We start from the raw sequence: 12,809 nt of genomic DNA on the forward strand, positions 1-12,809 counted from the left end.
CTTTATTTTGTCATGAGGAGAGAGTAAGTAATGAAACAGCCGCGTAACTCGCGATTTAGATCGGTAGGCATGAAGCTGTTCGTCATTTTGTTCTGTACCATTGTGCTGCTGTCCTCTGTCCTGGGCCTGACCTCCTACTATGCCGCCAAAGGCATTATCACGGATCAGGTGGCTGCGGCTTCCTCCCAGTCTATAGTGCAGGCAGCAGACAAGCTGGACTTTTTATTTGCCGAGTACGAAGCGCTCTCCCGGCAGTTTGCTGTGGATTCCATTCTAAAAGCAGATATGGAAACGGTGAGCCGCCCCGGAGCCGCAACCGTTGCCAAAGTGGATGCTGAGGACCGCATCCGCCGCAAGCTGGACTCGGTAAAAGGCTCCGACGGACGGCTCCTGGGCATCCGGCTGGTGTCGAAAAGCCTGGTGGATGCCGAGTCTTACAAGTCGACGGGCATCAGCTCCGTCCGCAGCGCTGAAGGCATCCAGGCAAGAGTGAAGCAGCTTGATGCCGCCAAGGGCAATCCCGTCTGGTTCCCGGTACGGGCCAAAGGTTTCTTCGATATGTATGACCAATCCTCGCTGACGATGGGCCGTTTACTGCGGAATATGCAGCATCCTGAAGCGGAGTACTACATGCTGATCGAGATTAAGGGCCAAGCGCTTACGGATATCCTTTCCAACCTGCATATTGGGCTTACGGGAGAAATCCGGATTCTGGACCCGGACGGAAACATTGTATATGGCGCGGATAACAAGCTGCTGGGCGAGCCCTCATACATCCATCCGGCAGCAGAGCCAGCGGAGGGAGAGCGGCAGTCGTTTACCGCCAGCAATGAGCAGGGCACCTCTCAGCTTGTGGTCTATCAGCCGCTGGATACGGCCAAGTGGACACTGATGGGGTATGCCCCGGTCAGTGATTTCACGAAATCAGCCGACCGTCTGCTCTACATAACGCTGTCGGTGGTCCTCGCGGCGGCAGTAATTGCACTGGTTATCGGCTACGTTCTGGTGCGGCTGATCGGTCGTCCGCTGGGCAAGCTCGCCGGGCTGATGGAGGAAGGGGAGCAGGGTAATCTTCAGGTGCGCACCCATTTCAAAGGACAGGATGAGATTGGGCGGCTGGGACACAGCTTCAACAAGATGATGGAGCAGATTTCGCTGCTGGCAGGACAGAGCAGCCGTTCGGCGGCCCAGGTGCTGGCTACCTCGGAGCAGCTGGTGAATGCGTCCAGCGTCACCTCTACCCATGCGAGAGAGGTGGCGGCAGCTACGGGAGAAATAGCCCATGGTGCAGCGAGCCTGGCTCTGGAAGCGGAGAGCAGCAACCGCAACGTGGAAAGGATGAACCTCCAGATCACGGAAGTGAAGGAGATCAACAGCGCCATGGACGCTTCGGCAGAGAAGGTGATCGCGGTCAGCGACCAGGGAGCAGAGCTGATGAAGACACTGGTGGCCCAGAGTGAATCAACCGTGCAGATGATGGAATTGATTCAGGAGAATTCCATGAAGCTGCGCGAGAGCGCCCATTTGATCCGCAGCATCCTGACCCCGATGATTGCCGTGAACAAGCAGACGAATATCCTGGCGCTTAATGCTTCCATAGAAGCGGTTAGAGCCGGGGCGGCCGGAAGAGGTTTTGTCGTGATCGCAAACGAAATCAGAGGGCTGGCTGACGAGTCCAACCAATCGATTGCGATGGTATCGAAGATTACTGAAGAGATCAGCAGCCGGATTGAAAATACGGTCCAGGTGGTAGGCGATACGGCTCCGCTCTTCCGCGAGCAGATTTCCTCCGTACGGGAATCTTCCAGTATATTTGAAGGGGTCCGTGCGGAGATGGAGCAGTTCATCGGCTATTTGAATGAGTCTTCGGCGTCCATCACGGAGCTGATGGAGTACCAGCACCGGCTGGGCGAATCCATGGCCAGTGTCCATGCGGTTGTGCAGCAGACCAGTGCTTCCACCGAAGAAGTTGCTTCTATGTCCTCGCAGCAGTTCACGGTAAGCGAGGAACTGGTTGCGCTGTCCGGCAAGCTGGAAAAGCTTGCAGAGGAATTGAAGCAGTCGCTGGTCTCCTTTCACGGCTAGGCCGTATAAGCCGCAGTGCTGCGTAGATAAATCCTATAAGTTTTTGTATAATGAAACTTACTTCATATCGGATTAATTTGCCTGGATAACAATAATCCCAGATTCAGCCTCTGCGGCCGGCATTCGGCAGCGCAGAGGCTTTTGTCCTGTAGAACAGGATCAGGTCATTTGGGAAGGAGGGGATTTGCTTGCCGGAACTGAACGGAAGCCTGTTTCAGCAGGCTTTGCTGGACGGAGAGTATGGGCCGCATTTTTTTGCCTACTATTATAAACAGTGGAATCCGTATACGATGGCATTCCATCAGCATAATTCAACGGAGATTATGTATCTGATCTCGGGGAGCTGCGTGGTCGAGGTGCGGCAGGAGCCGGATGAGGAGGAGCGCTTCCGCCTGAAGCGGGGAGAACTGATCATGCTTGATGCCAATGTGCCGCACCGGCTGATCGTGGAAGAAGGAACATCCTGCCGGATGCTGAATGTGGAATTTGGCTTCACGGCAGCTTCGGGAGCGGTTCCTTCCATCGCCAGGCTGGCGGAAGCGGAGGCTGATTTGGCCGGGCTGCTGCGGGAGCCTTTCAGAAGTCTGGTGCTGCCGGACCCGGAAGAGGTATTTCATGTGCTGAAATCGCTGGTGCTGGAGTTGGACCAGCATGGCGTAGAAAGGGAAGGACAGGGGAAGGGGCGCGGAAGCATAATGACCGGGCTGCTGTTCTCTGAGCTGCTGCTGCGGCTCTCCAGACTGCGCAGGGAACAGCTGCAGGCCAGCCAGCAGCCGGCACAGCTCTATGTGCGGCGTGCGGTTGAATTTCTCCATCAGAACTATGACCGCAGTATTCAGGTCAAAGAGGTTGCCGCCGAGGTCAGCCTGCATCCCGGCTATTTGCACCGGATCTTCCGCGCGCATACGGGCCGGACGCTGACCGACTACCTGAATATGCTGCGGATCGAGAAGGCCAGAATGCTGCTCGGACAGAGCGAAATCCCTGTGGCGGAAATCGCCGACTATGTAGGCATCAGCAGCCGGCAGTATTTTCATCTCCTGTTCAAGAAGTACACCCGCTGTACTCCGGTGGAGTACCGTAATTCGCTGGAGCGCTTTTCGTGGAGCGATGCCCAGCCGGACATTCAAGACAGGTGAGGATTGTTGACAGATAACCGGCAAAATGGTCATGATATTGATAACGCTTCCCGTCCCCTCCTTGCTACAATGGACAGGTAGAATTCATTCATTGGGAGGAAGATGGCGATGTCTTTTAAAGTAGCGTTTATCGGGGCGGGCAGCATTGGCTTTACCCGCGGTTTATTGCGTGACCTGCTGACTGTACCGGAATTTAAGGAGATTGAAGTCTCTTTTATGGATATTAATCCCCATAACCTGCAGATGGTCACCGAGCTGTGCCAGCGGGATATCCGGGAGAATGGCCTCAAGATCGTGATCTCGGCTACGACGAACCGCAAAGAAGCGCTCAAGGATGCCAAGTACGTATTTTGCACAATCCGTATGGGCGGTTTGGAGGCTTTTGCAACCGATGTGGATATTCCGCTGAAATATGGCGTGGACCAGTGTGTGGGCGACACCTTATGCGCAGGCGGCATTATGTACGGGCAGCGCGGGATTGCCGAGATGCTGGAGATTTGCCGGGATATCAGAGAGGCGGCTGCGCCGGATGTGCTGCTGCTCAATTACTCGAATCCAATGGCTATGCTGACCTGGGCCTGCAACAAATACGGCGGTGTGCGGACGATCGGGCTCTGCCACGGAGTGCAGCATGGACATCACCAGATTGCTGAGGTCTACGGGCTGGAGAAATCCGAGGTGGATATCATTTGCGCCGGAATCAATCACCAGACCTGGTATATTTCCGCGAAGCATAAGGGCAGGGATCTGACCGGAGGGCTGCTTGAAGCTTTTGAAAAGCACCCGGAATTCAGCCGGACCGAAAAGGTGCGGATGGATATGCTGCGCCGCTTCGGCTATTACAGCACCGAGTCCAATGGCCACTTGAGTGAGTATGTGCCGTGGTACCGCAAGCGCAGCGGTGAAATCATGGACTGGATTGATTTGGGCAGCTGGATTAATGGAGAGACCGGAGGCTACCTGCGGGTCTGCACGGAGGGACGCAACTGGTTCGAGACTGATTTTCCCAATTGGATGAAGGACCCGGCACTGGAATATACGCCTGAGCACCGGGGCGAAGAGCATGGCTCCTATATTATTGAAGGGCTGGAGACAGGCAGAGTGTACAGAGGCCACTTTAATACCGTCAATAACGGCATCATTACGAATCTGCCGGACGATGCGATTATTGAAGCGCCGGGTTATGTCGATCATAACGGCATCTCCATGCCTGTGGTCGGGGAACTGCCGCTGGGTCCCGCTGCGGTGTGCAATGTCAGCATTTCCGTGCAGCGTCTCGCTGTCGAGGCTGCTGTACATGGCGATGACAAGCTGCTGCGTCAGGCCTTCATGATGGACCCGCTGGTCGGAGCGGTCTGCAATCCGAAGGAGATCTGGCAGATGGTGGATGAGATGCTGGTGGCGGGAGAAGCGTGGCTGCCGCAATACGGCGCGGCGATTGCCGAAGCGAAGGTGCGTCTGGCTTCCGGTGACCTCGTACCGACACTGGCCGATAATGCCGGGGCGGCCCGGCTGAAGGTGAAGTCCGTGGACGAGATGATGCAGGACCGTGAAGCGGCCAACAAGAACGCCGGTGAGTCTGACAAAGGCAAGGACCGCGAGAAGGTGAACTAGGCTTAAGCGGCAAGTGAATCAACGATGAAGCTTTCCCTGGACGGGAGGGCTTTTTCACATATCAGTTGGGTCCCTGCAAAGTATCTGAATCAGCTTCCGTGAGGCCTGTGGACCGAGCAGACGTTATTTTGGGAAAAAGCCACCTTTTCCGGATGATTCGGACACAGGAGCCTTTATATTATTCTTTCAGGCCCCAAATGAGGGAGAATCGGTCAAATAAGCGCACCTGTGTCCGTTTGACCTGGGAAAACGCCGGATCTGACCGAATAGCGGATCTCCTGAATCTCCTGTCCGCGTCTTGACGGATGAAATGAGCAAAAACCCCCACTCCTTCCGGGTGGAGGTTTTTGCTCATTTTACAGCCTCTCTTTTGCCGAAAAACGTCTTCAGCGCCTGATAGACTTCCTTTTTGTCCTTGATCACATAGTGCATGAACTGCTCCTGCTTCAGATGGCGGTAGGCGGACATCAGCGTGCTGCTGCGGTTGTATTGATTAACCTCCCCATAGCCGAACATGTTGCTGCGCTCCAGCAGTTCGCCGATCAGCTTGACGCAGCGCTCATTGTCAGAGGTGAGGTTGTCGCCGTCGGAGAAGTGGAAGGGATAAATGTTGTATTTGGAGGGCGGATAACGGCTGTCGATAATCTCCAGGGCCTTCTGGTAAGCTGAGGAGCAGATCGTTCCCCCGCTTTCGCCGCGGGTGAAGAAATCATGCTCGCTGACCTCTTTGGCCTCCGTATGATGCGCCAGGAACACAATCTCGACCTTCTCGTACTGGCGGCGCAGGAAACGGGTCATCCAGAAGAAGAAGCTGCGGGCGCAGTATTTTTCAAAGGTGCCCATGGAGCCGGAGGTATCCATCATCGCAATAATCACCGCATTGGAATGCGGAACGGTAATATCGTCCCAGGTTTTGTAACGCAGGTCGTCGGGGCTGATGCTGTGTATGCCAGGTTTGCCGCGGCTGGCGTTGCGCCGCAGATTCTCAAGCAGGGTGCGTTTTTTGTCAATGTTGGACATCATGCCTTTTTTGCGGATATCGTTGAAGACGATAGATTTGACCTCGATCTCTTCCTGTGTCTTGGGGGCCAGATGAGGCAGCTCCATATCCTCGAACAGAATGTCCTCCAGATCCTCCAGGTCAACCTCCGCTTCTACGGTATCCTGGCCGGGCTGATCGCCCGCCTTGTCGCCTTTGCCCGGATGGGCGGACTGGGAATCGCGGCCGAGCACATCGCCGACCTGGCTTTCGCCGTCGCCCTGGCCGACATGCTTTTGCTTGCGGAAATTGTAGATGATCCTGTACTCATCCAGACTGCGGATGGGCACCTTCACGATCTGCTTGCCGTCAGACATAATAATATTCTCTTCGGTCACAAGGTCGGGCAAATTATCCTTAATGGCTTCCCGGACCTTCTGCTGATGACGCTCCTGATCCTGATGGCCTTTACGGTGAAGGGACCAGTCTTCTTTGGATACGACGAACGCGGAATGACCGGATGATTGCGGCAGGATGACCACCTCCCATGGAATATGAATCGGTACGGGCACAAGGGGTGCAATAAATGAAGGGCAGGTTGTAACTAAAGTATATTCATGGGGATGGGGGATATGTGAACCTTCTTAGGCCGTATTTCGCTACAGTCTGCTGGGCCGGCAATGAAGTGACCGTGGCTTGATATGTAACTGTTACAGAGGTGCCGAGCGTCAATGTCCCGAAAGGGACGCCTGCTGTAATATCATACGAAGGCCGGTACCACACCGGCTACTACAACACTTCTGTTCACAAAGGTTAACCCTGTCGGCAAAGTGTCCGACAATACGGCGCTGGTTGGACTGGCCGTGCCTGTATTGCTGACTGTTACGGTATAGGTCACGGTATCACCGACGACCGTCCCGGCCACATTGGAGCCTTTGGTCAAGGTGATCTTAGGGGCGTTGATATCAATTTGCAGCGCATTTCCGTTGACCACATAGACATCGCCGGATGTCGTTGGGGTCAGCAGTGCGGAAGACTGGTTGTTCACAAGTCTTGCCGAGACATCCACATTGGTAATATCCCAGCCCTGCCGTCTGCCGATGATATTGGTTCCGGGACTGCCGTTGGTCTGGTTGCGGGTTCCGAAGGTGCCGGTGGTATTGAGCGCGCCGGTATCATTGTTGATCTGGGAAGCAAAAAAGTTATTGGCAAAGTTGTTGGGGCTGGCCAACGCAACCTGGGTATTCGATGTCGGACCGAACAGCGCCTGATCTCCTGAACGGTTGGCGTCCCCTTCCTGTGCGCTGAACAGAATGCGGCCGCCCAGCGCTCCAGTTACCGGGGTGGCAAAGCCTGTAATGGTATCTGAATCCGGCGGCACACTTAAAGTGGTTCCGGCCGGGGTTGTGAAGGAGACCGGATTGTTGATGGCTGAACTCAGATTGACAGAACCGTTGATATAGGAGCCGCCCCAGATCAGCTCAGCATACAGCACCGTACTTCCTGAGGGGATTGTCAGTATCGCTGAAGAGCTGTTGTTCTGGTACAGGTTTGCCGTTCCCGCCGGATAGGTTCCGAATACGGAGGCTGTATTCACTGTAGCGAATGCTCCGATACTGTCCTGTGTTCCGGGAATGCCCGTTGTGTCTGAGCGGCTCAGTCCCAGCGTATTGCCTGTGAACGTGATAGCTCCCGTGGCGTTTATAGTAGCCCGAACGACTAGAGGAATAATTTTTACCTCCTTATGAAGGAATGAGCTCATGGGTGAGAACGAAAAAAAAGCAAACCGGCTTCTTTATTGACGTCGGTATGCTCTATTTCTACTTATAATAGGCTATGCCTGACTTGTCTGAAAATTGTTTGTCCATGGATAGCCCGGGATATTATATTTATACTTGCCTGTTTTGTGCGTGTCTTCTCCGCTTCAGAAGCGCTTGCGGTTCGGGATAGGTTTTCCTGCTCATGGCTGCAAGCTCTTCAGGGGTGGCGGGCTTCTTGACTGCAACGAAATGGTACATGATTTCATGAACGACATTGGACTGCAGCGTCTTCAGAATCTCCAGCTCCTCAGCTTCATAAAGCGTGTCGTCAAAAGGATACTGATAGAACAGCTCCATCCGCAGCAGCCTGTAATCAAAGGGAGGCACAGGCGCCGGATAATCGGGGATTTCCGGTGAAACTGCCCCAGCGGCAGTCTGGAAAAAGCTTCCTGTAAAATAACGGGGGGTGTATTCGTCGAATTTCTGCTTGAACAGAGGATTGGACAGGTGAGGGAAGCTGTGGGCGTAAGGCGCCAGAATACAGATTACGGCTTTATGGATGCTAATCCGGTAAATTTCCGCCATTACCGCAAATAAATTGTTCACATACGGCAATACGCGGCTGGCCATAACAAATTCGGCAGTGTTGTCCGGCAGTGGAATTCCTTCATTTATGTCGCAGATGATATCTACTCCGGGCCAAGCGGTACGGTCGATTCCAAGATAACCGGTTTCTTTGCCGGAGCCGCAGCCGATATCGATTTTCAAGGAAATCACTCCTTCAGGGAATGGCTCAAAAATAAGGCTTTACAGCATTGTATTAATTTCACCGCCTCCTGTCTCCGGTGTACGCCTATCCAAGCCGTAAACGTAGAGTAAGTTTATGCAACCCTGGAGAAGGGTTAAACGTTTATAAGAGTAAGCCAAGCCAGGCGGCAATCTTACCGCTTCAACAAAGAGGAGGCAATCAACATGAAATCGCAACGCAAATTACCTGTTCTGGCAGCCATCGCTGTATTGATGCTGGCTATAACTGCTTGCGGCGGCAATACACCAGCCGAGGCTCCGGGAGAGCCGTCACCTACGGCTTCACCCTCTCCTGCAGAGAGTACGGCTTCGCCGTCACCAAGCCCTGCAGCCCAGCCGAGTTCCTCCCCTGCGGAGGAATCGCAAGTGATTCAGGGGACAGGTATCTATGTCGGGCAGATTGATAATCATTCTGTAGAGATCAAGACAGAAGAGGGGGCGACATCCTTTGAGCTGGGCGCAGGATTGGAAGAGGCTCCAGAGGCTCTAAGTATGGATGACCCGGTTGTTTTTGAATATGTCGAACGGAGTGTAGAGGGAGATCCCTCCGTCCGGCAGCGGGTGCTTTCGAAGCTGGAGAAGTCCGCAGAGAGCGGCAGTGCAGCTCCTTCCCAGGCAGCGCTCCCCAAGTCGAAGCCATTCAGTCTGACACTGGAAGGCATGAAGGAAGAAAAGACGGCTGTGCTCGCTGCCGGCGACGGCTATTCGCTGTATGTATTTGATATCTTCACTTTTGATGCGAAGACCGGCAGACTGGCCATGAAAGTTGACCCGGAGTATTACGCTGAGATCACCAAGCTGCCTTCGGACTTCAATCTCGATTCCCTTAAGCTGGAGGGCGAAAAGGAACTGTCCCCTACAGGGAAAGTGACCGCACTCGATCAAAAAGAACGTGGCCGGCGGATGTCCGGTATCCGGCTCTATCTTACAGCCATGGGGAACGGGCTGACCCGCGAGTATGCGGTGAAGGAGATTGCAGGGCAGGGGTATGTGATCAGGCTGAACATTCCGCAGCGTGAAGCCTCGGAAGGCTTCGGGCCGCATGTCTACGCTTCGCTGGACAGTCTGGTCAGCCAGTAGCCGGTGGGCAGGCTGAGGGAGCAGCATAGCAGGAGCTGCAATTATTGAACTTAAAAATCGATGAAAAGGGCAGTCTTTGTTAGTGGAAAAAGTATCACTAATTTAACTCATTCGGCTTACGGAGTATTCTATGTGGGAAAAAGTACCACTAATCCGGCTGATATCGTCCATATGGGATGAATAAGCATGAATTAAGTGTACAAAATCCCACTAAAACCTTTTGTAGCCAGGATTTCAGCTAAATAGTTTTACTTTTTCCACTTAGCTTCAGTTCCTGATGAGCCTCATCACGTTCCCCAAACTTTCTCCAGTTCAGCTCATATACTAACAGAATAGAAGCACAATAAGGGACCGATTCCGGAGAGCTTCCGAACCGGTCCCTTGTGCTTGGTACGGGTTAAGTCTTAAACGGAGCCGGCATTTACGAGTACGGTGGAGATGATCAGCATGAACAGCAGCAGAAAAACCGCATTAATGATAGTGCCGATGATCCCAAACACTTTGCGGCGCTTGCGGAGAGTAAGCCCGATAATGCCCAGCACCCCTCCGATGACATTGAATGCTGCCAGGATGAGCACAGATATTCCGAGATAGAAGATAGCCTCTGCGCTATCGGCAATAAAGGAGTCGCTTCCGTTTACAAGGGAAGAGGACCGGACACCTACAACTACAAAGGCGATAATATAGCCTATAAGGGTAATCAAGGCGATGATGAACGAGGCAATTCCGGGTCCGGAATGTTTGAAGTCCCGTTTGTTCTCTTCATACGTTGCATGCTGCTGTGGTGGTAATCCCGTCTCCGGGACCGTACTCTGCGGCCGTGGTGAGGAAGGATCTGTGTGTGGCGTAGAATAATCGTCCATGGGTGCACTCCTTATGTCCTGAATGGATTAATGACTGATAGTATCCACTTTTCCATAAGATGGCGGCAAAAGCAAGTCTTGTTTGTAAAATGTAGCAGCGGCTGCTGGAAATAAACAGCCGGGTTACGGTAAGATAGGGGAAGTTCAATCTTAAGGAGCTGTGTATCCATGCAACGAAGATTTATGGCCTGGGGAGCCTTGCTTGCCATGCTGTCCGTCGGCATAGGCGCGTTCGGAGCGCATTTGCTCAAACCGGTAATCAGCGAGGATTACCTTAAGGTGTACGAGACAGGTGTACATTACCACATGATTCATGCACTGGGGCTGATTCTTATCGGGCTGGCTGCGGGTCAATGGGGAGAGCGTTCACGCCTGCGCTGGGCAGGGAGGCTGCTGATTCTGGGAATTATTTTGTTCTCCGGCAGCCTGTATGCCTTGAGCATTACCGGTATCAAGGTGCTTGGAGCAATTACTCCCCTTGGAGGGGTATGTTTTCTGGCCGGGTGGCTTTGCCTGGCCTGGGAAGCTTTGTCCCGGAACAAGTGAATGTTGCTGAGCCGCAAGGTCCATACAAACCAGCAAGCACCTGCCTGGACAATCCGGGCAGGTGCTTGCTGGCGCGGGACCACAGCAAAAAGGTACTACGAAAATTCGTCAATCTCATTGAGCTTGAACGTGTACACTTGCTTTTCATCCACATGGTATACGCTGATTGAATTGGCCGCTTCATCAAAATTGAGAATACGGCAGGGCATGGAAACCTGTTTGCCGTGACGGTTGGCGCGGAGCCGGACCAATTGGTTGTTCTGAATGTATAATCTGATTTTTCCATATGCATCTGCAGGGGTCTCTCCTGGCGCGTCAGCAGGAATACTGCTGGATACGGGCTTGCCGGCTTGCTTGTCCGTTGGCTTCACTGGCAATTTCACAGGGACTTGAACGGCTGCTGCAGATTCATGTTTCAGGGCAAGCTTCGCGGAACGCAGCAGATGGTCAATCGTTCTTCCAAGCTCAAGACCCGAGTTGATGTTGAAATCTGTGATTTTGTCGTTGCTGTTCAATATTTCAAGTAAATATTGCAGTGCAAGCGGGTTAGTACGGGCGTTAATCAGGATGTCGACATTGAACAGATAATTGCCATCCGTATGTTGTAGTTTCTTGTCCATAAATCCCCCAGCTTTGTCAGTAGACACAATTAGAAATTCAATTTTTAAAGTATATAAACTATACCACTAATTAAACAATAAGCATATACCTCCTTCTCGAAAAAACAAGGACTATTGACCCCTGCGTTTTGCAGGGGATTTAGGTCTATCGCCCACACGCTGCCCGGAAAAACAGCATACACATACATCGTGATGAGGATAAAGTAGAAGGAGGTAGTGCAAGTGGTTACAATGGAGCCTGTTAATGTAGGCGGGCATATATTGGTTGGTGTTGAAGTGAAGCTTCCGAAAACTACGCTGCTTTCCATCAGCACGAGCAAAGGATATATCATGTGCGGAGCGCTCGATGTAGGCCTTCTTAACGAAACGCTAAGCGACCGGGGGATCATTGCAGCCCGGGCCGTTGGCGTGAGAACATTGCCGCAGCTTCTGGCTGCCCCGCTGGAGTCTGTAACGATAGAGGCTGAGAAGCTGGGGATTGTACCCGGAATAACTGGTGCGGATGCCCTCCTCCTCATGCTGTAAGGCAGCACTCTGTGATGTACTGGTGTATGGATTAAGCGGGGCCTGCGGGCCTCTTTTTCTGTGCCTAGTGAGCCAAGTGGAGACGGTTTTATGCGGACGGGGCATAAGGGAAGCGGGCTTGGCTCATCCTATACATAGCTTTCGATTTATGGGGACAGCAGGGATTCCAGCCGGTGGCGCCCGGTCATATTTCTTGTTTCGTCTTCTGTACGGAAGGGTAAATTCAATATAGACACTGCATTGCCGGACCATGGACAGGCAGCCGGCTAAATTATGGATAAGGAAGGGATTATACAATGGCTAAAGCATCGAACAAAGTCAACACCACTTCACTCGAACAAGTACTCAACCGTGAGGTTGCCAACCTGAACGTGCTGTACGTCAAAATTCATAATTATCACTGGTATGTGAAGGGTGAGCAATTCTTCTCCCTGCATGTAAAATTCGAAGAGCTGTATGATGATGTTACCCTCAAAATGGACGAGGTGGCTGAACGCCTGCTCAGCATCAAGGGCAGTCCGGCAGCGACCATGAAGGAATATCTGGAGCTCGCAACCATTCAGGAAGCGACCGGCAAGGAAGATACCCGGGGCATGGTTCAGACGCTGATTGAGGACTTCGCCACTGTAGCTGAAGAGCTAACAGAAGGCATTGAACTGGCCGAGCAGGTGAGCGATCAGCCAACAGCGGACCTGTTCATCAAAATCCGCAGCGATCTGGAAAAAAATCAGTGGATGCTGCGTTCTTTCCTGGGTTGATCTTTCCTGTCTCATACACGCAGTTCCAAATAG

The 12,809-nt window shown here is 52.9% G+C and carries 12 protein-coding genes; 7 read left to right on the top strand and 5 right to left on the bottom strand.

What is annotated here, in order from left to right; translation table 11 throughout:
- Positions 1 to 30: 30 nt before the first annotated feature.
- The 3 genes from JI735_RS19055 (at position 31) to melA (ending at position 4,838) form a co-directional block, all read left to right on the top strand.
- Complete coding sequence (locus tag JI735_RS19055; protein WP_202676301.1) at positions 31 to 2,085, top strand: methyl-accepting chemotaxis protein; 2,055 nt, start codon at positions 31 to 33, stop codon at positions 2,083 to 2,085.
- Between the two features lie 197 nt (positions 2,086 to 2,282).
- On the top strand, positions 2,283 to 3,224 hold the full coding sequence (locus JI735_RS19060) for an AraC family transcriptional regulator (protein ID WP_039834643.1): 942 nt from the start codon (positions 2,283 to 2,285) through the stop codon (positions 3,222 to 3,224).
- Positions 3,225 to 3,332: 108 nt separating this feature from the next.
- Positions 3,333 to 4,838: an alpha-glucosidase/alpha-galactosidase gene (gene melA / locus JI735_RS19065; protein WP_202676302.1), complete on the top strand. Its 1,506-nt coding sequence runs from the start codon at positions 3,333 to 3,335 to the stop codon at positions 4,836 to 4,838.
- A 351-nt stretch (positions 4,839 to 5,189) separates the two neighbouring features.
- Here melA and yhbH read toward each other — a convergent pair whose 3' ends face one another.
- The 3 genes from yhbH to JI735_RS19080 form a co-directional block, all read right to left on the bottom strand.
- Positions 5,190 to 6,350, bottom strand: coding sequence for a sporulation protein YhbH (yhbH, locus tag JI735_RS19070; protein WP_039834645.1), 1,161 nt, complete (start codon positions 6,348 to 6,350; stop codon positions 5,190 to 5,192).
- Between the two features lie 227 nt (positions 6,351 to 6,577).
- Entirely contained in the window at positions 6,578 to 7,579 is a 1,002-nt protein-coding gene (locus JI735_RS19075; RefSeq protein ID WP_039834644.1) for a DUF11 domain-containing protein, read from the bottom strand.
- Between the two features lie 127 nt (positions 7,580 to 7,706).
- The gene (locus JI735_RS19080) at positions 7,707 to 8,345 is read right to left on the bottom strand and encodes a class I SAM-dependent methyltransferase (protein ID WP_051051686.1); all 639 of its coding nucleotides are present in this window, start codon (positions 8,343 to 8,345) and stop codon (positions 7,707 to 7,709) included.
- Positions 8,346 to 8,549: 204 nt separating this feature from the next.
- Between JI735_RS19080 and JI735_RS19085 the strand changes: the two genes are divergently transcribed.
- Entirely contained in the window at positions 8,550 to 9,464 is a 915-nt protein-coding gene (locus JI735_RS19085; protein WP_202676303.1) for a DUF8580 domain-containing lipoprotein, read from the top strand.
- Between the two features lie 404 nt (positions 9,465 to 9,868).
- Here the strand turns inward: JI735_RS19085 and JI735_RS19090 are convergent, their stop codons facing one another.
- Positions 9,869 to 10,327, bottom strand: coding sequence for a hypothetical protein (locus JI735_RS19090; RefSeq protein WP_051051688.1), 459 nt, complete (start codon positions 10,325 to 10,327; stop codon positions 9,869 to 9,871).
- A gap of 168 nt (positions 10,328 to 10,495) precedes the next feature.
- Here JI735_RS19090 and JI735_RS19095 point away from each other — a divergent pair, with 168 nt between their 5' ends.
- On the top strand, positions 10,496 to 10,873 hold the full coding sequence (locus tag JI735_RS19095) for a DUF423 domain-containing protein (protein ID WP_020428227.1): 378 nt from the start codon (positions 10,496 to 10,498) through the stop codon (positions 10,871 to 10,873).
- A 95-nt stretch (positions 10,874 to 10,968) separates the two neighbouring features.
- Here the strand turns inward: JI735_RS19095 and JI735_RS19100 are convergent, their stop codons facing one another.
- Positions 10,969 to 11,493 carry a hypothetical protein gene (locus JI735_RS19100; RefSeq protein ID WP_039834649.1) on the bottom strand — a complete coding sequence of 175 codons (525 nt, stop codon included), beginning with the start codon at positions 11,491 to 11,493 and terminating at the stop codon, positions 10,969 to 10,971.
- Between the two features lie 222 nt (positions 11,494 to 11,715).
- Between JI735_RS19100 and JI735_RS19105 the strand changes: the two genes are divergently transcribed.
- Complete coding sequence (locus tag JI735_RS19105) at positions 11,716 to 12,018, top strand: YunC family protein (RefSeq protein WP_039834650.1); 303 nt, start codon at positions 11,716 to 11,718, stop codon at positions 12,016 to 12,018.
- A gap of 296 nt (positions 12,019 to 12,314) precedes the next feature.
- A complete protein-coding gene (locus JI735_RS19110) occupies positions 12,315 to 12,776 on the top strand; it encodes a Dps family protein (protein ID WP_025705803.1) in 462 nt (153 codons plus the stop codon).
- The last annotated feature ends 33 nt before the right edge of the window (positions 12,777 to 12,809 follow it).

The sequence above is a fragment of the Paenibacillus sonchi genome (assembly GCF_016772475.1).
Classification (GTDB): domain Bacteria; phylum Bacillota; class Bacilli; order Paenibacillales; family Paenibacillaceae; genus Paenibacillus_AQ; species Paenibacillus_AQ sonchi.